This window comes from Sorangium sp. So ce726 (genome assembly GCF_051521405.1).
Taxonomy (GTDB): Bacteria; Myxococcota_A; Polyangia; order Polyangiales; family Polyangiaceae; genus Sorangium.
The window spans coordinates 3147126-3172286 of record NZ_CP150349.1; the positions used below are offsets into that span (position 1 = coordinate 3147126).

Here is a 25161-nt window from a genome sequence, read left to right on the forward strand (position 1 = left end):
CCTGAGGCGGAGCGAGCGATCGACGCTCTGACGAGGTTGAAGGGCAACCAGGTCCTTCGCGGCTCGTGGGGGCCGCACGATCCAGGAGGCGTCCGCTACGGCGACGTGAGCACGACGATGATGATCTGTACCCACTGCTGAACCGCGGCGAGCCCTTCGGTCCGAGGTTGTGAACGGACCGGTCGGTGTCCGGCAACCTCCCGAAAAGGCGGCCGCTCTGTGTCACCCAGGCGCGATGTTTCCGCCAGCGTGCGTCGCGCCCCCTCCGGGCGTCCCCGGACCCCCGGAAAGGCGGCCATGGCCGCCGGTGTTAGGCCGAACTTGCCGAGGGTGCTGGACAGAATGGAGGCATTGCGGAGCAGAGCCGATCCGTGAGACCTTTTGCGCAGGAGGTTACCAGAGGCGACGAGCTAGATAAACCTATTCCGACGGCCTCGGTTGATCAATCGAATGATAGTTCGGCGGTCGGGGCTTGTGCGAGAATGGGCCAGGCGCGAGGCGAGGTCGCCTCGCCTGCAATGCGGACCCAGCCTCGAACCGGAGGGGCGACGCTTCCGGCGAGAGAGGGCATTGGTGACGCGAACGGCGCGGAGCGCGGAGGCGCAGCAGACAGACTCCCGGGCGCTCGCCCAATGCCCCCCGGGACTTGACATGGGCGACGTTCCAGCGTTGCCTATCGGTTGTGGGCAGCATCCTGAGGAATTCCCTCATTTCGAGGCTGAGTCGCCGATCTCTCCGGAGGGGGCGTGGTTATTCTCAAAATGCGCGAAAACTAGGGAAAAATGAGGGGGTCCTCAGGGCAGCATCGCCTTCGTCAGACGTATCTGTTCAGTGCCGCAGTGCAAAAGGGAGCAAACACCGTGAAAGAGGCCATTAAAATCCAGTCCGGAACTACTGTCCTTCTGATCGAGACCGACAACGAGAAGATCGTGGAGCGTGGGGGCGCCCCTCAGGCTGACGGAGAGCTCCAGTCAGGAAGTTCGCCCGACCAAGCTCTCGCGAAACTCGAGGAGATGGGCTCTTCGATTTCGCTGGCATGTCGATCCTTATACGGCAAGGTCGTGTCCGGAATGAATGATATCAGGCCGGCCGAATTCACATTGGAGTTCGGCATCAAGCTGGCAGGTGAAGGTGGCGTGCCGATGCTGACTAAGGTATCGGGGGAGGCGAGCATAAAGGTCACCGCAAAGTGGGTGGCCGGAAAGGTGGGCGGCAATGTGTGACTTCGTCGAAGGGCAACTGATTCTAAGCCATCATGTTACAGATCACGTTGCAGCCGAACTCGTCAAAGAGATTCGCAAGGATCTGATTCCTCGCGTGCGCCATCTGGCGAGCATGAAAGAGCGACTTGAGCAGCTGCAGGTCCACGAGGATCTCCCCTGGGAGATCCATCTCATCGGGGTGCCTCTCGGAGAGGAGATCTGGAAAATTAATCTCCTGCACAAGCTCTACACGGAACGCTCAGCCAGATCGAGGCTGCACGCGCCCCATCTTGCGTCCAGCGACTCTGCAACCACGGACGACTTCATCGTCCTCCCGAATTCGCGCCTCTCCTTCACTTCGGTGGACTTTACCTTCTCCGCGTCGCACAGCAAATATACGCGCATGATTGGTAGCAGTGGATTTGGGGCCGGAACTGGCGCGGGGGTCTCGGTTGCCATTATCGACAGTGGCATCGAGTCCGGGACCCACTTCAATGTGACTAAGTCGTTAAATGTTTTCGATGTAACGAAGAATACTGATGTTGCAGATGAACGTGGACACGGGACGATCCTCGCTTCAATCGTTCACGACTTGGCCCCCGACGCAGATCTGTGGATCTACAAGATCGCTGGAAAAGGTTCCCAGATTAACGAGTGGGATGTGCTCACCGCTCTCGCTGCTGCCAAGAACGCGAACGTCATCAATATGAGCCTTGGGTTCGGCCTGCGCGATCGAATTTGCGGCGCATGCGGACGACAGACTCAGTCGGCGCGGTCGGCTGTTTTTGAGAACGTGCTCACATATGTTCTCCAGAATGAATACGTCGTAGTGGTGGCCGCTGCGGGAAACGATGGACGCCGCGAACTGCGATTTCCATCCCGGTTCGACGAGGTTGTCGCGGTGGGCTCAATCGACTCCTCGAGCACTCTGTCGAATTTTAGTAACTATGGTGCTGTGAACGCCGACGGAGGCACCCATTCGCATCTCTACCTTGTTCCAGGCGGACAAACACAAGTCGGAGCATCGCCTCCGACTGCAACTGAGACGGTCGGCACCACGAAGAATCCTCCAGCCGATCAGTGGGGGACTTCGTTCTCGACCGCATATGCATCAGGCGCGATCGCACTCATGTTTTCGTCCAAATACCCTATGCCCAAGCGGAATTCGGTTCTGACGCATCTTCAGCTGAACGCTGACACGGCGTCTATCGTGGGATATTCCATCGGCGATCATGGTCACGGTATTCTTAAGGTTGCAGCCATTCCGTGATTTTGTTTGCTTCTGGGGACGCGTGCCGTGGCCGAATTTGCAGCCGTCGCCCCTCGCACAGGGGCCCACTGTGGCGATTGCCGCCGAACAAGCCGCTGCTGCTGATGAGTCGGGCGGCCGCGCTGCGCACGACGCCTCGACTCGCAGCAGAGCGTCAGACACTGGGCGGGCCGTGCCGGATGACCGCACGCGGCGCGACGGAGCGCGCCGGCATGGACGCGGACGCGATCCTCAGCGATCCGTTCGGCGTGCTGAAGTGGATGGACACCATCGAGCGCAGCTACCGGCGGCCGTGAGCCGGCGGCGGCGCGCGGCGTAAGGGTGGCCGATGCTCGTCTCAACGGTTGCAGCAGAGCACGTGCGTGTCACCGGGTACGATCTCGCCGCTCACCACCGTGGAGTCGGTCGAGGGGGCGCAGGTAGGCTCGTCCTTCGTGAAGATGGACCGCACCGCGCCGATTCGCCCCTGAATCGTGTTCGTGCAGAGCGGCTCATCCAGCCCGGAGATGAGAATGGATCCGAGATCTTCAGAGCAGTCTGCCTGTCGGTACAAACTGGTCTGCACGCGGCAATCGCCGAGGCTCGGCTCGCCACAGGAGCACGGGCTGCACTTGCGCGTGTCGTTGTAGAGGGGGAACTCCCACTGTATCTCGTGGCCGGCCCAGCACTCCCCGTTCGGCTGCGGCGGATAACAGCGGCTGAACGACGTGAACACGACTTCCATGTCTGGGCCACAAGCCCGGACGAAGTGCATGTTTGTGTGCCGCAGCGCAGGAACCTCGGGGATAGGTTGGCAGTCCGTCGCAATAGGATAGTCGAAGCTGACAAAGGCATAGGAATCGCTGGGAATGGGCTCGGGAAGAGGAAAACAGGTCCCATTCCAGGCGCTGCCCGGATCGATCGTGGCCACGGCGTCGCTGAGGGCGCAAACGGACGAGGAGTGTACGCGCACTGTGTGAGGGAGGACGCATCGCGACGGTCCACACGTGCAGGGCTCGCATTCCTCCTGCCCGGGCGTCCCCATCCACCCTTCCCACAAGAGGTTGCCGTCGCCGTGCGGGTCGCATCGCGGAGCATACTCGGGCGAGCCGCTATAGAGCAGGATGAGCTGGCTCGGATCTGGCTCAGGCAGATCGCTGGTGGGGGGCGTCGAGGAGCAGCCGATGGGTACCCATGCGGCCAGCATGGAGAGCGCAACCGAACGCAGCGCGGCGGCTACCCCACGGCCTTCGTCAATTGTCAGCACTGGCATGAATCACCTCCACAAGCTCCACCCTGGAGCAGCAGAAAATTCGGGTCTCGCCGCTCTCGATCGTGCCGTCAACCAGGGAGACATCGGTTGTTGGCGAGCACGTTCCCGGCTCGTCCTGCGCGAACACCACACGCACCGCGGCCAGAGCTGAAGCCTCATGTGCTTCACGGCAGATTTCATCTTCTGTACGGACTTCGTTGAACGAGGCCATCATGTTCGAGCAGCTCGCGTCGCTGAAGAGCAGCACGTCCGCTATGCAGCTTCCACCGACGGGTTTACCGCACTCGCAGGGCGTGCAGGTACGCGCGTCTCGGAGTTTCTCCTGAAACTCGAAGCGCGAGTCGAAGCCCAGCCGGCACGAGCCATCATCTTCAGGGCTAATACACGCGAGCCCTTTGAAGTCTGTCACATACTCACCGGTCCACGGGCAAGCTCGTGCAAACTTCCCGCTGAGGGGCGGCGGATTAAGGTCCTTTGAGGGATGGCACTTGTCAGCCATCGTAGGTGGCTTGAGGGTAACCGCGGTGAACGCGTCGCTCGGGATAGGGGACGAGATCTCGACGCAGTGCCCTGGCGGGTCGGCTGCACCGGCGAAGTCGATGTCCATACCTTGGTCCGCGCAGAGAGGCGCCTCGTGCACCAGCATCCCGTCCGGCAGCGCGCACGCGGCAGGGCCGCAGGCGCACGGCCCGCAGGCGTTCTGGTACTGAGGATTCATGGACACATCGGCCCAGCCATCCCAATAGTCGAGTCGACCTCCCGGACAGATGGGGAAAGCTGGCGTGTCGCCCACCCACAACACCACCAGGTTGTCATCGGTCCGGGGCTGGGGGATCTCGATGTCATCCCCGCAGCCGAGCAGCGCGGCCGCGCTGAGAACGAGACAAGAGGTGGATCGCATCGTGAAGCCCTTCCGCTGCTCAGTAATCGACTTTCTGACAAGGGATGATGCCGTCGCAGGGATCGAACTCCCGCGCCGACGGCGTCATGGCCTGCGGTGGGGGAGCGGCGGGGCGGGTCGTGCGGGGCCGCGGCGCCACAGGCGGCGCGGCAGCCGCTGGTGGCGGCTCGGGGCGCCGCTCGGGAGGCGGAGGAGAGGGCAGTTGGCTGGCTCGGAGGGCGGCTACCAGGACGCCCCGTGCCAGGTGCAGCGCGGCTGCGCGGGGGGGTTGCGTCCGCCAGAGGAGGACCGCCGCCGCGCTACCCAGCAAGAGCGCGAGCGCGAGCACCGCGCCGATCGAGCGTGCGCTGGAGCGCCGCGCTGGCGTGCCGCTCGGACGCGGAGGGATCGAAGGCGGCGGCGGTACCGGCAGCATCGGATCAGGGTCCGGCAGGTCGGGCGCCGGAGGCGACGGCGGTGCGACCGGAGGCGGGTGGGCGACGTCACCCCGCGCGTGCCGTGGTGGCACCGCGCTCTGGAGCGTGTCGGGCGCCTCCGAAGAGCGCGGCGTGGCGACCGGAGGCGCGTGGGTGACGCCGGCCCGCGTGTCCCGCGGTATCGCGCTCTTGACCGTATCGGGCGCGTCGGAAGGGCGCGGTGTGGGCGGCGCGACGGCTCGTCCCCCCTCCTCACCCGAGGCGAACGCCTCCGCCTCGTCCTCCACGGCGATCGGCGCGCCCTCGTCCAGCTCGCATCGCGCGCCGGACGGCTCCGCAGGGACGTCACGGGCAGGCCCCGGAGGCTCGCCGAGCTCTTCCCACGCCCGGGCGAAGGGAGCCAGCGCAGCGAGCATCTTTTCGATGCTCGGGTGGCGTCGCTCGGGGTTCTCCGCGAGGGAGATCTTGATCATCCAATGAAGCAGCGGAGGCATCCCGGCGGGAAGGCTCGGGGGCCAGGTCCATGTCGAGAGGGGGCGCTGGCACAAGAGCTCGTACATGATGGTGCCGAAGCCGTAGACGTCCGTCCGGCGTCCCACGCGTCCACCGCCGATGAGCTCCGGCGGCGCATACCCGTACGGATCTTGATTGGCTTCCTCCGCGCCAAGCTGAAAGAGACGAACGAAGCCGAAGTGCGTTATCGCGTACCGGTCATCGCCCACGACGAAGACCCTGTCCGGGCTGATGGCGCCGTGGATGACAGAGCGCTCATGCGCGCGCACGAGGCAACGGCCGATGTCGATCAGCACCTTGAGCGCGGCCGGCCCGAGGTCGTTCCCGCGCACGGCGTCGATGAGCGGGATCGCGCCGCCGAGCACCGGGGTCGCTGCCCACGCCACCGAGCCGTTCACCCCGCCGTAGAGCACGCGGACGACCTCTGGGACGTCGTCGGCGAGGCGTTGAAGGCGCGCCATTTCTTCGGTGAACGCGCCTTCATCGAGGCCCGATCCCTCGCGGACGTGCAACCAGACGAGGGCTCCCGTGTCGCCGAGCTGCCGAGCGAGGAAGTGACGGACCATGCCGCGCTCCTCTCTGAGGAGCTCGTGGCCTTCCCAGATCTCGCCGGCGGCTACCATACGAGCCTGACCTCCGCGCCGGCGCATCGCGGGCGGATCTCGGCTTTCCGCGGCCAGACGACGTACGCGACCGTCGCGGCGCCGAGCGCTGCGCCGGCTACGAGCGCAGCCGTGCCGAAGCCATGGAACAGGCTTGCTCGTGAGTCGGCGGCGCTGGCTTCGTCGTAGACCTTGCGGAACTGCGCGCTGCTCGGGGCCATCGAGCCGTCCGACAGGCGGGCCACCTTGGTGGACGTTTCGCGCTCGGCGAAGTCGCCGGCCTCGCGAAGCTCGCCGGCGGCGAGGAGCAGGGTCACCGAGGCGGCGGCGCCGGCGGTGATGATCCAGGGGTCGCGGGTGCTGGTGGCGGGAGCCTTCGGGGCCTCGAAGAGGGGGAGGGGGACGCGGCGCGACTGCCCCGCCGCGGCCTTCACGAGCGCACGGACGACCTGCCCCTGCTCGCCCATCGCCGTGACCTCGTGCTGCCCAGGCGCGACGAAGACCGGGCTGCCCGCGCTCACCTCGCGACCGTCCACGAGCAGCCGTGCCGTGCCCGGCGGGGGGCTCACATGGAGCTCCGCCACGCGCTGCCGCACCGCTGCGAGATCGGCGTGCCTCACCTCGTAGCGGCGGCGCTCGATGTCATCGGTCGGCGCTGGCATCTGCTCGACGCACTTCTCCAGCTCGGCCGCGGCCTCCTCGAGGCGGTCGAGGCGCAGATCGTATTGCCCTAGCTGACACACGGCCATCGTCGAGGGAGCGATCGCGTTGACCCGCGCCCAGAGCTCGCGAGCGCGAGCGAGCTCGAGCCGCTTGGCGGCCTTCTCCGCCTCATCGATGAGCTCCTGGACCTCGCGGGACCGCGGTGGAGGCTCCGCTGCCCCGAGAGGCAAGGCGCTGGCAAGGACCACGGACAGGGTGGTGGCTCGCGCTGCATGGACGAAGAGGAGACGAGCACCCACCGTTCACCGTGCCGGCATGAAGGGGACAAAGATGCAGCGCTTACAGCACCAGCGCGGCGCTGCTCTTCTACACCATGTTGCAACAGGAGCGAACGCGGACGCAGCCTAATCTCCGCGCGCGACCTCAGTTGCCGCATTGCCTTTGCGCGCGAAAAATTCTCATGGATCACCACAAAAAGAGACCGCCGCACATCTGTGCAACTCCCACGATCGCCGGGAATCGCTGCCAGCCCCGCCCCAGGGGCAGCCAGCGCAGCGCGCCCGGGCGCACGCCGAGGTGCGCCGCGTAGTACGGGTCCGAGGCCGGCAGGAGCCCGCGGTCCTCCGCGTGCAGCAGGAACACGAGCCGGAGGATCGCGGTGAGCAGGCCGCCGTGGAGGTGCTCCGGGCCGCGGGCGAGCGCGTCCTCGAGGGCGCCCGTCCCGTCGCGCTCGGCCGCGTCCTCGAAGCCGCGGAGCAGGACGCCGAGCGCGTCGAAGGCCCGATCCGCGAGCGCGCCCGCGACGTCTGCCTGCTGCGCCCTGCTGTCCCCGGGGACGGGCTGATCCATGCCGAGCGCCCGGAGTGTACGCGAGCGCCGCGCGATCCGCTGCAGGTTTTACCTGCGCGCGGCCTTCAGGGCTTGATCTTCGCCGCGAACGCTCGCGTGACCGCCGGCCTCGCCTTGATCGCCTGCTCCCAGCGCGCGAGGTTCGGATAGGGCTCGAGGGCTACCCCCATGCGTGCGGCCCCGGAGATCCACGGAAACGTGGCGATGTCCGCGATGGAGTACTCGTCGGCGAGGTGCTCGGACTCGGCGAGACGGCCGTCGAGCACCTTGTAGATGCGGTCCTGCTCCTGCTGATAGCGCTCGATCGCGTAGGGGATCTTCTCGGGCGCGGCGCTGCGAAAATGGCCGAGCTGGCCGAGCATCGGCCCCACCGCGCCCATCTGGAACATCAGCCACTCGATGACGCGCGACCGGCCCGGCTCGCTCGCGGGCAAGAGCTTGCCCGTCTTCTCGGCGAGGTAGATGAGGATCGCGCCCGACTCGAAGACGGTGACTGGGCCGTTCGGAGGGTCGTGATCCTGAAGCGCGGGGATCTTGCCGTTGGGGTTGATGCGCAGGTACTCCGGCTTTTTCTGCGCGCCGGACCCGATGTCGATCGGCTTGATCTCGTAGGCGAGCCCGAGCTCCTCGAGGAGGATGACGGGCTTGTAGCCGTTCGGCGTGGTCCACGTGTACAGGTCGATCATCTGGCTCTCCTCCCCATCGGCGGTGCCCTCCGCACCCGTGCCGGTGGCTGCGGGGATGGTCCCCGGGTGACCCGCGGAGGTCAAGCGAGGCTGAACGGGGCGGAGCCGCGCCGCAAGGACAGGACGGACGTCCTTCCGGCGCTTCGGGACAATGCCGTCCGCTGCTCCCTCGACGACCCCTTCGGCCCGAGGTTGTGAACGGACCGGCAGGTGTTCGGCAACCTTCCGACGAGGCGGCCGCCGTGTCATCCTGGCGCGACGCCTCCGGTTGCGCGTCCGCCGCGCCCCCTCTGGGCGCCCCCGACCCCGGAAAGGCGGCGCCTGCGGCCGGTGTTGGACGGATCTACCCTACGGTGCTGGACAGCATGGGGCCCTTGCGGCGCAGAGCTGGTCTGTGAGATTTTTCGTGGGGTAGGCCCCAAAAGGCGGCGAGCTAGACAGACCCGGTCCGGCGGCGTCGGTTGACCAATCGACGGTTAGTTGGCGAGGCCAACTTGGAAGCACGGACGACCCCCTGGAGCACCCACGAATGACGATCGAGCACCCCTTCACCGATGCAGACGCCATCCGCAGGCGGCCCGGCATGTACATCGGCGACGTCGCCGACGGGCGCGGCTTGGCTCACTTGATCTGGGAGCTCGTCGCCAACTCGCTGGACCAACATCTCGCCGGGCGCTGCAGTCGGATCGATGTCGTCCTGCAGCACGACGGCTCTGCCCTCGTCGAGGACGACGGGCCGGGCATTCCTCTCGTCGATGTCGACGGCCGGCCCTTCGCGGAGGTGGCGTTGACTCGTTTTCACGCGACGCCGACGTTCGATGGGCACGCGCCCCACGAGCACGTCGGTCTTTGGGGCGTTGGCATGTTCGTCGTAAACGCCCTGTCTTCGCGCCTGACCCTCGACGTGCGCAGAGACGGCTTTCACCATACGCAGCGATTTGAGAGAGGCTTTGCGGTAAGCCGTCTGGAAAAGGTGGGACCCTCCACGCGCACCGGCACCGGTATATCGATCCAACCAGACCCTGCGATCTTTTCGGACCCCTGGTTCAACGCTGGTGCGATCGCCGCTCGTTTGCGAGAGCTCGCGTGGCTTCTGCCCACATTGACGCTTTCGTTTCAAGACCGCCGAGAGCACGTATTTCGCGAGCCGCGCGGACTGGTTGTCTTTCTGGAACGTACGCGAAGGGGGCTGGTGCCAATTGAAAATGCGCTGTTCGTCGAACAGATCGTCGGTGAGATCCGCGTAGAGGCTGCCGTCGAGTGGCTCCCGTGTAACTGGTCGACGGTGGAGAGCTACGCCAATATTGAGCGGACCACCGACGGCGGCACGCACGTCCAAGGGCTCGTCGAAGGTCTCGCCGAGGGGCTTCGAGACGCGCTCCCCACCTGGAAGGCCCGACCCAAGAAAAAGGCAACTGAGGCGGTCAACCGCGGGTTGCACGCCATCGTATGTGTGAGGCTGCACGAACCTATTTACGGTGAACCGACGAAGAGCCGCTTGACCACGCCCGAAGCCAAGCGCGCAGTATCGTCTGCGGTCCGGGGCGCTTTCGCCGCGTTTGTGCGGTGCAATGCTTCGTTGCTCGGTCACTTCACTGGAGACTCGTGAGCATGGACGCGCTGGCCAACAGGGGCTTGCTGACCGACGCGTGGGTGCGCGTAGTGCACCCGATGCGCGGCAGAGGCCCCGCTCGCTAGCCGGATAGAGACGGTGCGAGAGTGACCGAGATAAGACTACCTATCTGGCTCCTGCCAGCGCTGGAGGGCCCCTCTGTCGACGCAGAGGAGCTCGTCACCAGGTTGCCTCGACCCGAAGGCGCCCCTGTGGGCACGCCCCGGGACGCTGTGGTGACGGGACTGCAGTCTTGCTCCGCGTACTGGTTCTCCGCCGCGGTCGCCTGGCTGGAACAAGGTTTCCCGATCGACGACGAGATCGCAGCTTTGATCGTCGCCGCACGTTCGGATGGGCGCCTGCCGCAGCGCTCTCGGCAGAGCGCTTGGACGGTACTGCTCGCCTGGAGGCGGTCCCAACGGGGTACAGCGGCCGCGCCGGCACCGTCGCGACCCTCTGGGCCCAACAACCTCGATGACCTCGTCGTCGACCATGTGGGCGTCGACGTCGTTCGAACTGGTGATGCAAGGTACCGTTGGACGCTGGTTGGAGCCCAGTGCGTCGAATTCAATCTGTGGACGTCCAAGAAAGGCAGGGTCTATGCTGACCCTCAGCCCGACCCTCCTGAATGGGTGCGCGTCACCGTTGCGCCTGATGGCTCCCTCGACGCACTTCACGCCGAGGACTGCAGAGTGCATATCGAGCGCATGGACCGAGGCGTGTGGTGGGCTGGCCTATCCAGGCTTGACGAACACTGGGCGATCACGCTCCATACGCAAGGATACATTCGCGTTGCGTTCCAGCCGGGCTCCAGCGGGCGACCGGATACCGGCTAACAGCTCGGTGCCGCTGACCGTGCAGGCAACCTCGCTTCGCTCTCCCGATGAGGCGGCCGCGCCGTGTCAGCCAGGCGCGACGCGGCGCCCCCGGCAGCGCGTCCGCGGCGCCCCCTCCAGGCGCCCCAGGCTTCCCGGAAAGGCGGCGACTGCCGCCCGTGTTAGACGGATCTACCCTACGGCGCTGGACAACATTTGGGCCTTGCGGCGCAGAGCGGATCTGTGAGATTTTTCGTGAGGGAGGTCCCAAAAGGCAACGAACTAGACAGACCTGGTCCTGCGGCTTCGGTTGACCAAGCGACTGATAGTTCGATGGCGCGGCTAGATGTCCAACGTCTTGAGGGAACAGCGGGAGGTAGAAGCAATGAGCGAAAATCAATGTGTCGCTGGACTCAAAATCCGTGATGGCATTAGGCGCCCATGGGGCGGCACCTTCTAGGATAGATCTGCTGACCTTTGCGCCGCTTGTTCGAGGATAGAGAAATGAGGCTGACGATCTTTCTGGAGGAGTACGCGAAGCACACGGCGCTCAACATCGGGCAAGTGATGCAAGGCGTCCGGTATTTCTACTCTCATCCGGACTGTGATGATGCCGCACCGCGAGGGACGTTCAAGCACTGTTTCCTGTCGATGTCCCTTCGAACGAAGCGAATTGCGAACGACCTCTTCTTCTCGGTGATTCCCCCTCACTGGCATCACACGCCAGAGGAGCTTCGCGGGATGCGACCGATCCCGATCAAGAAGTGGTTCTTCTATGGATATTCAGCGTGGCAATTTGACGAGTCCGGGGAGGTTAGAGCCGACCTCGACGGAACAGAGGATCGAAGATGGGATCCGCGATGCCAGAAGCCACAGACTTGACGGGTGGAGCGCCTGACGACGAGTTGCGGCGGACGGCGCTTCGCACCGCCGCTGTAGCCGAGCGTCGGGCGGACCAACATGACGTGCGCTCGAACGCGACGCAGCGGGAGCGAGAGGAGCCACGGTAGGAGGCCGGCGAACGTATCGGTGTCCCGGGAGACGTGCGAATGGCCAGAGAGTCCTCGTGGTGCTGGAAGGAGGTGCTTGCCGCTTTGACGATCAGCGTGGCTGGGCTCGCCATCGTCCTGAATGATCGCTCACCGGGCTGGCTCCGCGCAGGCGTCTACGTCCTCGCGGTTGTAGGACCGTTCCTGCCTCTGCTGGCTCTCATTCCGTGGCATTTCATTGCCAAGCATCGCGGTCTCATTCCCCGGAGCCGGGTCCCGTGCGTGGTGTCGCTCTCGGACGGGGCCCTCCATGTCAGGCGAGGCGACACGTGCTCGAGCCATGCGCTGGGGATCATCGTGCGCGCGCGCTTCGCGCGGAACGACAACTGGACGGAGTCGAAGATGCTGGAGGATGCGCTGGGGCTCTTCGCGCTGGATGGGCGCGAGATCGAGCGCCTGCCCGGGTCGGCAGCCGATCTTGGTGGGCTGCTGGTCGAGCTGGAGGCGCGCGGGATCCCGATCGAACACGTCTACGTGAGCGCCCCGGCGGTGCTCGATTGAGGCCGTTAGCCATGAAGGTACAACCCTACAAGCTCGGTTCGTTGGCACCCGATAACCGCTGGGTCGAGCATCGGTACCCGGATGCGTGGGATCTCCAGCGCACCACGGGCCCCGATCGCCTGGTGCTCGCGCCGGCCGAACGCCAGATCGACCTCATCCCGGGGGCTCTCGGGCGCGCACGGCGTCCCCGCTCGCGGCAGAGGCCCCGCTCGCTGGGCGGGCGAAGGCGATTGGAATAGCGTGAGACAGTCGAGCGTTGCAGTGGTTCTTGTGGTGCTTCTCTGAGGCTACCCGTTCTGAAAAGCTGCTGGATTTCCGATGGTTTCAATGCGCGCGATGGTTATGAGGTGGGTGCTGGGAATGAACAGGAAGTCGTTCGACTTGCGAGCGACCCCCTTGGAGCGAATGCGCGCGATCGGGGCGCGGATGACCGAGCGCTCCAAGCCGCCGACCACGGTCCAGATATCCGATGTCAGCTGCGCGTTCGATAACCGCGAAATCCGGGGCGAGTGGCTTCAAGCCGGGGCCGACAAGGGAGTAACCATACTCTATGTACATTCGGGCGGTTTTTGCCTTGAATACGGCGCGCCACATCGTGGCCTCGCGGCGCGCCTCGCAGTAGGGGTGGGGGCGCGGACATTTGCCCTTCGGTACCGGCTCGCGCCGGAGCACCCGTATCCGGCCGGCATCGACGATTGCGTTGCGGCGTACGAATGGTTGCTCCGCGAAACGCCTCCAGAACGATTGATTGTTGGTGGTGACTCGGCCGGGGCGACGTTGTGCCTCGAGTCGCTCATCCGCTTGCGAGGGCGAGGAAAGCCCATGCCGGCGGCGGCGTTTCTGCTGTGCCCGATGGGGCTCGATCTGGAGTTTTCGGCTGACTCTTACAAGGAGGTCGCGTCCAAGGATCGAATGAACAGCGTTGAGAGCATGCGACCTTATGCCGCCCTGTACGGGCGCCGCACTGGATCGGAAGTGTTGAACGAAGACCTGAGCGGTCTACCTCCGACATTCATTCAAGGCGGGGGCGACGAGGTTCTCCGAGGCGACTGGGAGAGACTGGAGCGCCGGTTGACGGAGGCTGGCGGCGAGGCTCGTCTGAGCATCTGGCCCGGTATGTGGCATACATTTCAATGTTTCGCCCCGTGGGTCCCTGAGGCCCAGCAGGGGATCGATGAGGTTGTTGCCTTCATCAAAGCGCACGTGAGGGCCAATCATTGATGGCTGACGGCGGTGCACCGCCCCGTCGTTCGGCAGGAAAGGGGAGGCGATGCTTTCATGGGCTGAAGTGAAGCGGCTGATCTCGCAGATCGTCGGCCCGCGGCTGGCCGATCTCGGGTTCCACAACCCAGGCCGTGCCATGTGGCGGCTTCGCCCGTACTTCGTTGACGTCGTCTGGTTTCATTGCCCTCGCGCCGGCATCTTCCAGGTCGAGTTTGGCTGTGGGCTGCGCCAAGCTGTCCGAAACAATCCGGCTCCCTGGCATTGCCGGTTCCGCACGCAGCCGGCGCATTCGTTCGACTGGGAGGATACACCCTGGTCGTTTCGCCTGTCGGAATCGGAGCAGGTCGAGGTCCTTCGGCTACTCGCCCCTCGGGTCGTGGCAGCCGCAAAGCGGTGGTTCTCTCACTTCGACACGATCGACAGCGCCATCCGCGCACTGGAGAGCAATCCGTTGTCGGGTCCGCGAAGTGTAGCGCTCTGCGCCCCAGGTAGTCCTGCATACAACGAGGCGATGTCCGAGCTGCGTGCCGCGGCGGCCGGTGTGGCCGGACAACCCGCTGCGGCGGACGAGGCCGGGGCTGTGCACCGCCCTCGCCGCTGAGCGCGAACGTTGTCGCTCACGATGAGCGGCGCGCATGCCACCGCATCGGGAACTGAGCAGCTACGGCTGATCTCCCCCCTCTGGCGGCGGACGCCTACGGGGAAGGCCGAGGCCTGCCCTCGCCGGCGCCGAGCGCGCCGACGCCCGCGGGCTCGCCCTGCGCGAGCGCGCCCGGCAGCGCCGCGCGGGCGCCGCCTTCGGCCTCGAGCGACGCGGCCGCGAAGAGCTCCTCCGGCGAGAGGATCCGGTCGATGTCGAGCAGCAAGAGGAGCCTGTCGCCCACCTTGCCGAGGCCGACCAGGTGGTCGAGGCGGGCCCGCGTGCCGAACGGCGGCGGCGGCTCGATCGCCGCTGCGTCGAGGTCCACGACGTCGCCCACGGCGTCGATGAAGAGGCCCATCCGGGTGAGCTCGCCGTCGAACTCCGTCTCGACGATGAGGATGCAGCTCCGCCGCGTCATCACCGACGCCGGGAGCCCGAGCCGGACGGCGAGGTCGATGACCGGGATCACGCGCCCCCTCAGGTTGAGCACGCCGAGCACGGCCTGCGGCATCCTCGGCACCCGCGTGATCGCGGTGATCTCGACGATCTCCCGCGCGCGGAGGATGTCCACCGCGAGCTCGTCCGCGCCCACGAAGAACGAGATGTACTGCGACGCTCGAGCCTCCGGCGCGGCGCTCACGGGACCTCCGCGCGCGCAGAGGGGGCCCGATCCGCGCCCCGCGCCGGGAAGCGCTCGAACTCGGCGTCCTCGTGCAGCGCCGAGGGGGCGCGCAGGGCCCCGTTCGTCCTGGTCCGGGCGAGCGTCGCGAGCACGGCGGCGCCGTTCGAGGCGCCCTGCGAGGCCAGGGAGCCCTCCCGGGAGGGCGGGGAGAGGCGCCGCGCGTCGCCCGCGCCAGGGGCGCGCGGCACGCGGGTGCGCTCGGGGAACGCGAGCTCGTCACCCACCTGGAAGAAGCGCAGCATGCCCGAGAGCGCGTCCGCCTGCGCCGCGAGCTCCTCGGCCGTGCTGGCGAGCTCCTCGCTGATCGCGGCGTTGCGCTGCGTCACCTCGTCGACGCGGCGCATGGCGCTGTTCACCTGGCCGACCGCGTCGGCCTGGCTGAGAGACGCGGTCGCCACCTCCTGCGTGAGCGCCGAGGTCTGCCGGATCGAAGGCGCCATCTCCTCGAGCAGCTGCCCCGAGCGATCGGCGACCTGCACGCTCGTCGACGCGAGCGCGCCGATCTCCTTGGCGGCGGCCTGGCTCCGCTCCGCGAGGCGGCGGACCTCGCTCGCGACCACGGCGAAGCCGCGGCCGTGCTCGCCGGCCCGGGCCGCCTCGATCGACGCGTTCAGCGCGAGCAGGTTGGTCTGGTACGCGATCTCCTGCACGATCGAGACCTTCTCGGCGATGTCGCGCATCGCGGCCACGGTGCGCTGGACCGCAGAGAGGCTCTGCTCCGCGGCCGCCGCGGCGCCGGTGGCGAGCTCGCCGGTCTGCTGGCTGCTCGCGGCGTTCTTCTGGATCGAGCCGCTCACCTCGGAGAGGCTCGCCGACGTCTCCTCCACCGCGGCCGCCTGCTCGCTCGTGCCCTGCGACAGGTTCTGCGAGGTGGCCGAGATCTGCGTCGAGGCCGCGGCGAGCGACTCGGCGCCCGTGCGGATCTCCAGGAGGACGGTCGAGAGCTTGTCCGCCATCTCCGCCATCGCCTCCTCCAGCTGCCCGAGCTCGTCGCGGCCCGCGGCCACGCCCCGGTGCCGCAGATCACCGTCGGCGATCCGCCTGGCGAGCCCCACGGCCGAGCTCAGCGGCCCCGTGATGCTGCGCGAGACGACGACGCTGACGAGCACGCCGAGCCCGAGCGCCGCGAAGGCGATGAGGCCCATCTCCCGCGAGGCGCGCTGCGCGTCGCCGCTCAGGGACGCCTGCAGCGCCTCCATGTCCCTCGTGCTCCCCTGGGCGAAGCCCTCGGCCGATTCCTCGAACCGGTGGATGTCGTCCTTGAAGCCGGTCATCAGGGCGTTTGCCGCCTGGGCCGTGGGCAGCTGTCCGGCGAGCACGTCCTGCATCACGCGGCGAAAGCCGATGACGTAGCTCGCCAGGTCGCGCCGCATCGAGGCGACCGACTCCCGCTCGTGGGGCAGCGTCACGAGGCGGTCGAGATCGTCCAGCCGGCGCTGGATCTGCACCTCGAGCTCGTTCCATTTCTCCTGATAGCCCTGCTGGGTCGGGCGATCGCCCATGGTGAGGAAGCAGTCTTTCTCGTAGCGGCGGAGCTCCATGAGGTCCCGCTCGAGCTGCATCGCGATCGCGAGCTCCCGGACGTCCGACACCAGGATCGTGTGCGTCTTCTCCGCGACGGAGGTCAGGCCGAGGTGCCCCGAGATCGCGATGGCGACCATGAGCATCGCCATGAACGCGAGCGAGAGCGTGAGACGCAGCGCTATCCTGAGTCGGTTCATCGTGTCCTTCCCTCCGGATCCATCGCCCCTACCCGCGCCTCCGAGGGGGTAGCCCGCCGCCATCGATCCCTGGGCGCGAGCTCGCCGCCGACGGCGCGGCCGCGGGTGAGGTCGTTCATCAGAGCGTCCACATCGAGGATCAGCGCGAGCCTGCCGTCGCCGAGGACCGTGGAGCCGGTGATCCCACGGGTGCGGCGGAAGAGCCGGCCGAGCGGCTTGATGACCGTTCTGCCCTCGCCGTCGAGCGAGTCGACGACGAGGCCGGCCTGGACCCCCTCGTGGGTCACCACGACCACGCTCTCGCGGGCCGGCGCAGGCCCGGTGAGCGCGAAGAGGTCGCGGAGCCGCACGCACGGCAGCGCGCGCCCGTGCACGTGAAGGATGCCGCCAGGGCCCGTGGCGGAGGCGCCGCGCGGGAGCCCGACGCAAGAGACGACCGCGCGGAGCGGGATGACATAACGCTCGCCGGCGGCGCTCACCGAGAAGCCCTCGATGGTCGCGAGGGTGAGCGGGAGCCGGAGGATCAGCGTGGTGCCGACCCCCGCGGCGCTCTCGATCCCGATCGAGCCCTCCAGCGACTCGACGCGGCGCCGCACCACGTCCATGCCCATCCCCCGGCCGGACAGGTCGGAGACGGTCGTGGCGGTGGAGAAGCCCGGCTCGAACACCAGGTTGTAGAGCTCGCTGTCGGAGAGCGCATCGGCGTCGGGGCACCTGCCCTGCGCGCTGGCCCGCGCCGCGATCCGGGCGCGGCTCATCCCCGCGCCGTCGTCGGAGACGCGGAGCGCGATGCCGCCGCCCTCGTGGGTGGCGCGCAGGGTGATGGTCCCGCGCGGGTCCTTGCCGCACGCCTTCCGCACCTCGGGCGGCTCGAGGCCGTGATCGATGCCGTTGCGGATGAGGTGGGTCAGCACGTCGCGGAGGCGCTCGATCACCGCGGTGTCCACCTCGACGTCGCCGTGCACGACCACGAGGCGCGCGAGCTTGCCGTGCGACCGAGCGAGATCGCGCACGGCGCGCTCGTACTGCCGGAACCAGGGGCCGACAGGCACCATCCGCGCGCGGCGGATCGCCTCCTCGAGCTTGGTATTGAGCCGGTCGAGCTCCTCGAGGCCGTCCCGCAGCGCCGCGCCGACGGCGCCGCCCGCGAGCTGGACCTCGCGCGCGATCCGGTTCCGGGTGATCGCGACCTCGCCGATGAGATCGACCATGCAATCGAGCTTCTCGACGGTGATGCGGACGGTCTTCGCGCCCGAGCTCCGCTCGCCCTCGTCCGCGGCGCTCGAGGTGGCCCCCTTCGGCGTCGATGAGGTCCCCTCGCGCTCGGTGCGCCGGGCGTTCCTGAGCCGCTCGAGCACGCCCGCGGGCGGCGAGGTCGACCCCGGCGGCTCCTCTCCGCCGTCCATCTCCGCGAGCTGGCGGCGCGCCGAGTCGACCGTCTCGAGGAGCAGCGAGACCACCATGCCGGTCACCGGCAGCGTGCCCCGGTGGAGATCCTCGATCACGTCCTCGGCGGCGTGGGTGAGCTCGCTCAGCCCGTGGGCGCCGACGGAGCTGGCATTGCCCTTCATCGTGTGAGCGACGCGGAAGATGCGCTCCAGCAGGTGACCGGCGTCGGGCCGCCGCTCGAGCTCGAGGAGCGCGCCCTCGAGCTCGTCGAGGTGCTCCGCGGTCTCGGCGGCGAACATCTGCATGAGCGCGGCCCGCTCGGCATCCATCACGATCACAGGGGCTGGATGGCGGCGCTGCCGTCGTCGGTGCGGAAGATGAGCTTCCGGCCCTGGCTGCCGCCCGTGTCCTGCTGGACGACCCGGATCCCGGCGGCGCGCAGCATCATGAGCCCGACCGCCACGTTCTGGTGTCCGAGGTGCGAGTCCCGCTCCCGGAAGGCGGAGATCATGCAGGCGCCGCCGACGATCCGGGCCTGGAGCGAGCGGGGTGTGGCGCCGAGGGCCGCCAGACGATCGAGGAGCTGCTGAAAGGCGGTGTCTCCGAAGCGCCCGAGCGGCAGCTTGAGGTTGGGGCAGCTGGGGAGCACGTAGTGATTCATGCCGCCCACGCCGAGCGCCGGCTCCCAGAGGCAGATCGCGACGCACGAGCCGACGATCGTGGTGATGATCGTCGGCTCGCCCGACGCGAAGACGTTGCCCGGCGTGAGGTAGTTGGGCTGCGGGCTGCTCGGGGGGGGCGCGCTCAGCCGCGCTCCTCCAGCGCCGTACCGCTGCGACGGGGGCTTGAGCATCGTCATCGCATCTCCAGGGCGCCGCAGCGCTCCCGCCCCGCGCAGAACGGCCCGGCGGCCAGGGTGCCAAGCGCTTCGAGCAGACTCTGATCGAGAGGCCCGAGCTCGGGTTTCTGCGAGAGCAGGTGGAAGACGGCGATGACGCCGACCACGCGCTCGTCCATCGTGAGCGGGATACAGGCCATGACATCGCCCTCGCCGCGCGCACAGGGCGCCTGGGGGGCGGCCGGGTCGCTGCCGAGCGCGGCGCCCTGCCGGAAATACGGCTCGATCCTCCGCGCCACGCGCCCGACGATGCCCTCTTCCGGCGCCACCAGGACGGCGGACGATGGATCGACGCCGTAGGCCGCGACGACCCTCGCTGCCCCGCTGCCATCGATCTCGAAGACGGCGATCTCCTCCGAGCCGACGAGGTTCGCGATGATGTCCTGGAGGGCGCGGCACGCCTCCTCACGGGTCCGGAGCGGCAGGAGCCGGCGGCTCGCGACATAGAGGCTCGCGAGCTGCGAGCGCTGCTGTTCCTCCTCGGCGCATCGGCCTTCGGCGAGCGAGAGCGCCGCCTCGGCGCGGACGGCGCGGGCCTCGAGGCGCCCACGGGCCCTCCGAACCCGGACGAGCAGCCGGACGAGCGCGCGGGCGCGCCGCGCGAGCCGCTTCTTCTGCCCTTCGAGCGCGCTCAGGTGCGCTCTCGGCGATCGCCCGCGGCGCACCGCGTGCTCCACCCCGCGTTCAGCTTGTCCATCACGCGACATGTCGGTCTTCACCTCATTCGCCGAGACAGCTCTTGACCTTCTCGAGGAGCTCCAGGGAGTCGATGGGCTTCGTGATGTAGTCCGAGCAGCCACAGCGAAACCCCTCTTCCCTGTGCGAGACCTCGCCTCGGCTCGTGACGAGGACAATGGGCGTCTCCCGCGTCGCCTCCTCCGATCGCAGCCTCCGGCAGGCCTCGAATCCATCCATCGCCGGCATGATCACGTCGAGCAGGATCAGATCAGGCCGCTCGGCGAGCGCCTTGACCACCCCGGCGCCGCCGTCCTTGGCCGTGACGACGTCATAGCTCTTCCTGAGGATCATCTGCTCCATCATCAGGACGGTCTCCGAGTCATCCACCAGCAGGATCTTCTTTCGAGACACCGCCGCCTCCCCTCGCAGGCAACGAAGGCCACTCGAGCGTTTGCCCGTGCGGCTCGACCGCCACCTCTCCCCAAGCGGCGTCGCCTTTGCTCAAGGTACGCTCGGGTCACGCCCCAAGTAAACATCAATCGAGGCAAGAACACTCGGACATACAGCATCTTTCTATTGGTCCGGCGGGCCGGCGGGTCGGCGGGTCGGCCCGCCGGACTCAACCTTCTCGACAGCGCAGGTGCGAGGGCCGGACGCCACGGCGATAGCGTCGGTGTCTGGCGGAGGCGCAAAGACCCTTTGGAAGGGGACGCAACAAAGTCACCGGTGTTGTACGACCGCTTACGACGTGGGCGGACACGCCAGAGCTCCCGGCTCCCATGAGTCGGGAGACGGTGTTCTCTGGTGAGCGCAGGCGGTCAGTTGTAGCGTTCGACGTGGACGTGCTCGCGAGGCGCACGTGTGCGGCGAGCCGTCAGGGGCGGAGGCGATAGAGCAGGCGCGCTTCGCGTCGCCTCACGGCAGTGCCTGGCAGCGTTGGCTCTCTCGACGAGCTGTCGAGTCGCAGCGTCGACTTCTTCCATCGTCATGAGTGATCCCGCTTCATGGCGCGACCGGCTCCCAGCGGGCCAGCGGCCCTCTGGGAAGGACGCCTCCCGAGAGGGGCACGCTCGATCTCACGGCGAACGCGCCGTCCAGCGTGTGCAGGACGCCCGGCCCCGGGCGGTGGAAGCGCGGATCGACGGCCAGCCCGCGCGCGGCCCACTCCTGCGGTGTGTAGACAACGATGTCCTCTCGATCCGGGTGCGTGAAGGCCGGAGCGTAGCCGCCCAGATGGATCAGGGGCACTGCGCTGCCCGCGAATCCGTCCTCGATCTGCAGCTCGATCGGGTCGTCCGCCGCGTAGATGACGAGCGCCCGAAAGCTAGCCCCGGCCGCCACGCTGACCAGCGTCGCCTCCTCGAGGGCCAGGCAGAGGAACGCGTCGGGGTTGTCCGCGGTGATCTGCACGGTACGCGGGGCGCTGTCGCCGCCTCGGCCCAGATAGCTTTGCACCTCCAGCTTGTCCGGCGTCGCGGCCGCGAGGGTCACCTGGTCCACGTCGGAGTCCGGCTGTACGAAGCGGCCGGTAGCGCCCGCATAGCCGTCGAGACCGAGCGTGGCCGCGGTCGAGCGACAGGCTTGCACGCGGGCGGCGGCCTCATCCGCATCCGTCGCCGACAGCGCGAGGAGAGCGCCGTCGGCGCCGATCTCGATGCCCAGCGTGGCCGGGGGCAGCGGCGCGAGCTCGGTCAGCGCGCCGTCGGCGAGGCTCACCGCGAACAAGGTGTCGCGCAGCACGAGCACCCGCTGGTTTGCGGCGTCGAAGGCGAGATCCGCCGCCCCGGCCAGCCCCGTCTCGAACCGCGGCACCACCGTCTTCGCGGCGGGATCGATGCTGAGCAGAGAGAATGACCTCGGTCCACCGAGAGCGTAGAGCCGATTCGTCGCCTCATCCCAGGTGAGCGGACCCACGGCGCCGCTGCCATCCACGGCGTCCTCGATGGCGCCGGTCGCGAGCGAGTAGGACGAGATCAACCCGGCGCGGTTGACGAAGAGCGCCTGCGGGGTCGCGCCGCCCGAAAGCCCCGTGACCTCGAGCTCCGTCAGCGGCAGCGCGCTGCCCGAGGCCGGATCGAGCGTGGCGAGCACCGAACGCCCCTCGAAGGAGCCCGCCATCACCAGGGCTTCGCTCGCCGTGGGGGTACGGCCGCACCTCCCGCCTTCGCCCTGCTCGAAGTTCGGGGCACAGAGGTCACAGCTCTCCCCCGTGTATCCGAGAACGCAGACGCAGCGCGCGAAGCCGATCGAATCGTCGCACCTCCCGTGCTCGCCGCAGCGGACGCCGGTCCCATCGCAGGAGGGCAGGCAAGCGCCCGTCGTCGAATCCTGCAGGTAGCCTTCGGCGCAGCTCGCGCAGCCGATCCCGCTGTAACCTTCGGCGCACTCGCAGCGGGCGCCCGTCTCCGTGTCGACGCAGATCTGGTTCGGGCTGCAGTTGAAGCCGGATGCGGCGCACGTGGGCACGCAGCCGGTCCCGCTGTCCCGATAGCCGAGCGCGCAGCGCGAGCAGTCGTCCCCGGTGAACCCCGTCGGACACTCGCACAGCGCCGTGCCGCCCGCGTCCGAACAGCGGCTCGGCGCCTTGCAGTCGAGCTGGGCCTCCGCGCAGGTGGGGCGGCAGTCGCCGTTCGCGTCGTTGTCCTGGTAGCCGCTCTCGCACTCATCGCACAGCCGACCTTCGTACAGCGCCTCGCACGCGCATTCGTCTGCGCCGGCGGTCGCCACGCACGTGCCGTGCGGACCGCACAGCTCCGGGTTGACAGCGCAGTCGAGCGGGATGAGCGAGCAGCGGTTGCCGGCCAGCTGGTAACCGGACGCGCACGTCGTGCACTCGGTGCCGGCGAACCCCTCGGTGCACACGCAGGTCGGGCCCAGAGCCGAGCTGACGCATTCCTGCCGGGCGCTGCACATCTCGACGCCGCAGCTCAGAAAGCCCGAGACCGAGTCCTCGCACCCCTGAAGGGAGAGGAGCAGGAGCGGCCACGAGGCGCGCAGGACCCTCATGGCACCTCCGCTACCCACGCAAGCGCCTTGCCCGCAGGCTCGTGCGCGAGGCGAACTTCGAGGGTGGCCTGAGACGCCCAGTCCATCAGCGCGAGGGTGGCGGCGCGCCGTTCGGGAAAGTTCGCGATGCTGTCGAGGGCCAGCGCTTCCCACGAGGGCGTGTCGTGCTCGGTGATGCCTTCGCTCGGCCCCGAGACGCTGAGGCCCCCGTCGGTGTGGACGATGAAGCTGTAGCTCGCGTCGGCGGGGCGCGCCGTCGCGTCGACGCTCACCGCTCGGCCCGGCGCTGCGACCAGGAGGAAGCCCGCCCGGAGGCTCGACGACAGCGCGATCGCGAGCTCGGCCGTCGAGCCGCCGTCGTCGACGATACACACGGCCGCGTCGGGGTGGTCGACGGCGATGGTCACCGCGTCGATCGGCTGGGTGCCCAGATCGGCGACGATCAGCGCCGGATCCGCGCCCTCGTACGCCAGCGTGAGCGGCGCCGTGCTCCCGCCGCTGGCATCGACGACGAGGTTCGCGTGCCACGCCGGGACGGCGCCGAAGCGCGCCAGGGCCCCAGCGCAATAACGAAGGAGTCGGTCCTCACGGCTCTCCGCCTCGCTGCCGAGCAAGTAGGCGCGCGCGATTCCGGGATCGAATGCCATGGCGAGCCAGACGGAGCCCTGCGTCTGGCCGACGAGCTCCGGTGCGGAATCCGCGAGCTCGAAGGTCGCGCCCGCCCCGTCCAGCCCGAGGATCCTCGCGCGGTTCGGGTCGTACTCGAGACCGCGAGCGCCTACCGCGGAGAGCTTCTCGGCCTGGAACGTCTCGAGATCGATCTCGTAAATGGCGTCCGCCGACGCGGAGAGCGCCCTGCCGCCGGCTGGATCCAGCGACAGCGCGCTCCCCAGATCGGCGTCCGCGCCCGTGAGATCCACGACCGCACCGGAAGCGAGATCGAGGGTCGCCAGGCGCCCGCCGTTCAGCGCGAACACGCGACCGGAGCCCGGGTCATAGGCGACGTCCGTCACGGTGGTCGGCACGCTCGCCAGAGGGCGGAACGACCACTCGGGCGGGACGAGCGCACCGAGGACGCGCTCGGAGCCGACGACGGACAGCGTCAGCAGCGCTGGTGCCGAGAGCGCGGCGACGCACTGACCAGCGTCGTTCCGCGTGAGCCCGAGCTCGCAGCTCTCACAGCGGGGGCCCGCGTGCCCCGGATCGCAGCGACACGCAGCCCCGCTCGCCGTCTCCTCGCAGACGCCGGACTCACCGCAGTCGACGTCCGGGGCGTTGCAGGTCGGGACACAGTCGGACCCGACCAGCGCGGGCCGGTAGCCCTCCTGGCATGGATTGCATTCAGGCCGGTCGTCTCCCGCTGCGCAGGTGCAGACGCGGCCCTGGCCGCAGTTGGACGGCGGGGACTCGCCGCCGTCGTCTCCACACCCGACGACCAGCGCCAGGACCGTCGCCCAGAGCCCGTAGCGCAACGTCATTTCCCTATCCCGACGGTGACCATGAGCCAGAACCTCCACGCGCTGTAGTCGTACGTCTGCTTGGCTCGCCAGCTCGGTCCCTCCGCGTCGATCCCGAACAGGCGATAGTCGACATGCTGGACCAGGAGCTCGGCGCCGATGGTGTTGAGGCGCGACGTGCGGAAAACAGGGCCGACCTGGAACCCGTAGATCCAGCTGAAGCGGGTTGGATAGGTCACGTCGCACTCGCTGACTTGCCCGCGCGCCCGCAAGTCATCACACAAGCTCTCGTAGGCATCGCCGTCCCGGCCTTGCGCGCTGCCGTCGTGCGCGAACAGGAACTCCGGACCGGCGAAGGCGCCGAATCGGAGCGCGAGGGACTCCGCCACGGGGACCGCCGCGCCGAGCATGAAGGGGGTCGCGAACTCCCAGCCGATGCCCCGCTCCGGCACGGTGGCCTCTCGTCCTTCCAGGGTCGTGCCCGTCGTGAACCAGAAGCCAAACCCGAGGCTCACGGGCTCAGGACCGAACATCAGATCGAAGCCGAGCAGCACCGGCGTGTGATCGTCGATGTCCTCCTCCCCCGAGCGCAAGGACAGCGGGCAGCTGCCGGCGCACTGGCCCTGAAAGTCCAGCGTGCCGCTCCCATAGGCACCGTAGCCAAAGCGAAACACGGACAACGGCACGCTCCGCGGCTTCCTCTTGACCGGAGGCGCTGGCTTCGACGGCGCGCCGGCGGTGGGGGCCGGCGGGGGCATGAACGGTGGAGGCCCGGGCGGGTAAGGCTGGGATGGATAGGTATACGGATACGGGGTTGGATACGGATACGGAGTTGGATACGGGTACGGATACGGCTGGGTGGCGCTCGGAGGAGGCGGCGCGGGCTGCGCCGGTTCAGGCTGTGGGGGGGCGGGCGGCGGGGCTTCCGCGGGCGCGGGCTGTGGCGGTAGAGGCGGCGCGGGCGCGGGCTGTGCCGGTGCAGGGGGCGCGGGGGCCGGCTCCATGGCGCTCGAGTCGGGCGCCTGAGCGAACGACCGCGCGCTCATGATCAAGCCGAGGCACTTCAGGTGCCAGAAGACCCCCCTTCGCGAGGCGCTCCGCCGTCGGGTGTTCACCACGTCCTCATCCTAGA

At 68.0% G+C, this 25161-nt stretch carries 23 protein-coding genes; 8 read left to right on the top strand and 15 right to left on the bottom strand.

Going from position 1 to position 25161, the window contains the following annotated elements; genetic code table 11:
• The first annotated feature begins 860 nt into the window (after positions 1–860).
• The 3 genes from WME79_RS11970 to WME79_RS11980 all read left to right on the top strand — a co-directional run bounded on the left by WME79_RS11970 (position 861) and on the right by WME79_RS11980 (position 2768).
• Positions 861–1223, top strand: a complete 363-nt coding sequence (locus tag WME79_RS11970; RefSeq protein ID WP_437534909.1) for a CU044_2847 family protein — start codon at positions 861–863, stop codon at positions 1221–1223.
• The gene (locus WME79_RS11975; RefSeq protein WP_437534910.1) at positions 1216–2472 is read left to right on the top strand and encodes a S8 family peptidase; all 1257 of its coding nucleotides are present in this window, start codon (positions 1216–1218) and stop codon (positions 2470–2472) included. The genes WME79_RS11970 and WME79_RS11975 overlap by 8 nt, the downstream gene beginning before the upstream one ends.
• 77 nt (positions 2473–2549) lie before the next feature.
• The gene (locus WME79_RS11980) at positions 2550–2768 is read left to right on the top strand and encodes a hypothetical protein (protein WP_437534911.1); all 219 of its coding nucleotides are present in this window, start codon (positions 2550–2552) and stop codon (positions 2766–2768) included.
• Positions 2769–2809: 41 nt separating this feature from the next.
• On the opposite strand, the gene WME79_RS11985 is transcribed toward WME79_RS11980, so the two are convergent.
• The 6 genes from WME79_RS11985 to WME79_RS12010 all read right to left on the bottom strand — a co-directional run bounded on the left by WME79_RS11985 (position 2810) and on the right by WME79_RS12010 (position 8354).
• Positions 2810–3196, bottom strand: a complete 387-nt coding sequence (locus WME79_RS11985) for a hypothetical protein (protein WP_437534912.1) — start codon at positions 3194–3196, stop codon at positions 2810–2812.
• Positions 3197–3704: 508 nt separating this feature from the next.
• The gene (locus tag WME79_RS11990) at positions 3705–4625 is read right to left on the bottom strand and encodes a hypothetical protein (RefSeq protein ID WP_437534913.1); all 921 of its coding nucleotides are present in this window, start codon (positions 4623–4625) and stop codon (positions 3705–3707) included.
• 19 nt (positions 4626–4644) lie between these two features.
• Positions 4645–6120, bottom strand: a complete 1476-nt coding sequence (locus WME79_RS11995) for a serine/threonine protein kinase (RefSeq protein WP_437534914.1) — start codon at positions 6118–6120, stop codon at positions 4645–4647.
• Positions 6121–6170: 50 nt separating this feature from the next.
• Positions 6171–7118, bottom strand: coding sequence for a hypothetical protein (locus WME79_RS12000; protein WP_437534916.1), 948 nt, complete (start codon positions 7116–7118; stop codon positions 6171–6173).
• A 166-nt stretch (positions 7119–7284) separates the two neighbouring features.
• Positions 7285–7668 carry a hypothetical protein gene (locus tag WME79_RS12005; RefSeq protein ID WP_437534917.1) on the bottom strand — a complete coding sequence of 128 codons (384 nt, stop codon included), beginning with the start codon at positions 7666–7668 and terminating at the stop codon, positions 7285–7287.
• A gap of 65 nt (positions 7669–7733) precedes the next feature.
• Complete coding sequence (locus WME79_RS12010) at positions 7734–8354, bottom strand: glutathione S-transferase family protein (protein WP_437534919.1); 621 nt, start codon at positions 8352–8354, stop codon at positions 7734–7736.
• A 529-nt stretch (positions 8355–8883) separates the two neighbouring features.
• Between WME79_RS12010 and WME79_RS12015 the strand changes: the two genes are divergently transcribed.
• The 5 genes from WME79_RS12015 (at position 8884) to WME79_RS12035 (ending at position 14156) form a co-directional block, all read left to right on the top strand.
• Positions 8884–9963, top strand: coding sequence for an ATP-binding protein (locus WME79_RS12015; protein ID WP_437534920.1), 1080 nt, complete (start codon positions 8884–8886; stop codon positions 9961–9963).
• Between the two features lie 1322 nt (positions 9964–11285).
• On the top strand, positions 11286–11663 hold the full coding sequence (locus WME79_RS12020; RefSeq protein WP_437534921.1) for a hypothetical protein: 378 nt from the start codon (positions 11286–11288) through the stop codon (positions 11661–11663).
• 389 nt (positions 11664–12052) lie between these two features.
• Positions 12053–12331 (top strand): hypothetical protein, encoded by a 279-nt coding sequence (locus tag WME79_RS12025; RefSeq protein ID WP_437534922.1) that lies wholly within the window; start codon positions 12053–12055, stop codon positions 12329–12331.
• 360 nt (positions 12332–12691) lie between these two features.
• The gene (locus WME79_RS12030) at positions 12692–13552 is read left to right on the top strand and encodes an alpha/beta hydrolase (protein ID WP_437534923.1); all 861 of its coding nucleotides are present in this window, start codon (positions 12692–12694) and stop codon (positions 13550–13552) included.
• A 49-nt stretch (positions 13553–13601) separates the two neighbouring features.
• Positions 13602–14156: a hypothetical protein gene (locus WME79_RS12035; RefSeq protein ID WP_437534924.1), complete on the top strand. Its 555-nt coding sequence runs from the start codon at positions 13602–13604 to the stop codon at positions 14154–14156.
• Between the two features lie 94 nt (positions 14157–14250).
• Here the strand turns inward: WME79_RS12035 and WME79_RS12040 are convergent, their stop codons facing one another.
• From WME79_RS12040 to WME79_RS12080, 9 genes are all read right to left on the bottom strand, one after another.
• Entirely contained in the window at positions 14251–14838 is a 588-nt protein-coding gene (locus WME79_RS12040; protein WP_437534925.1) for a chemotaxis protein CheW, read from the bottom strand.
• Positions 14835–16601, bottom strand: coding sequence for a methyl-accepting chemotaxis protein (locus tag WME79_RS12045; protein WP_437534926.1), 1767 nt, complete (start codon positions 16599–16601; stop codon positions 14835–14837). The genes WME79_RS12040 and WME79_RS12045 overlap by 4 nt, the downstream gene beginning before the upstream one ends.
• Entirely contained in the window at positions 16598–18319 is a 1722-nt protein-coding gene (locus tag WME79_RS12050) for a chemotaxis protein CheA (RefSeq protein ID WP_437539829.1), read from the bottom strand. The genes WME79_RS12045 and WME79_RS12050 overlap by 4 nt, the downstream gene beginning before the upstream one ends.
• Before the next feature lie 5 nt (positions 18320–18324).
• Positions 18325–18849, bottom strand: coding sequence for a chemotaxis protein CheD (locus WME79_RS12055; RefSeq protein ID WP_437534927.1), 525 nt, complete (start codon positions 18847–18849; stop codon positions 18325–18327).
• Complete coding sequence (locus WME79_RS12060; protein ID WP_437534928.1) at positions 18846–19553, bottom strand: GAF domain-containing protein; 708 nt, start codon at positions 19551–19553, stop codon at positions 18846–18848. The genes WME79_RS12055 and WME79_RS12060 overlap by 4 nt, the downstream gene beginning before the upstream one ends.
• Before the next feature lie 55 nt (positions 19554–19608).
• Positions 19609–19977, bottom strand: a complete 369-nt coding sequence (locus tag WME79_RS12065; RefSeq protein WP_437534929.1) for a response regulator — start codon at positions 19975–19977, stop codon at positions 19609–19611.
• 591 nt (positions 19978–20568) lie between these two features.
• Positions 20569–22572, bottom strand: coding sequence for a hypothetical protein (locus tag WME79_RS12070; RefSeq protein WP_437534930.1), 2004 nt, complete (start codon positions 22570–22572; stop codon positions 20569–20571).
• Complete coding sequence (locus tag WME79_RS12075) at positions 22569–24050, bottom strand: calcium-binding EGF-like domain-containing protein (RefSeq protein WP_437534931.1); 1482 nt, start codon at positions 24048–24050, stop codon at positions 22569–22571. Before WME79_RS12075 ends, WME79_RS12070 begins: the two co-directional genes overlap by 4 nt.
• Entirely contained in the window at positions 24047–24715 is a 669-nt protein-coding gene (locus WME79_RS12080) for a hypothetical protein (RefSeq protein ID WP_437534933.1), read from the bottom strand. The genes WME79_RS12075 and WME79_RS12080 overlap by 4 nt, the downstream gene beginning before the upstream one ends.
• Between the last annotated feature and the right edge of the window lie 446 nt (positions 24716–25161).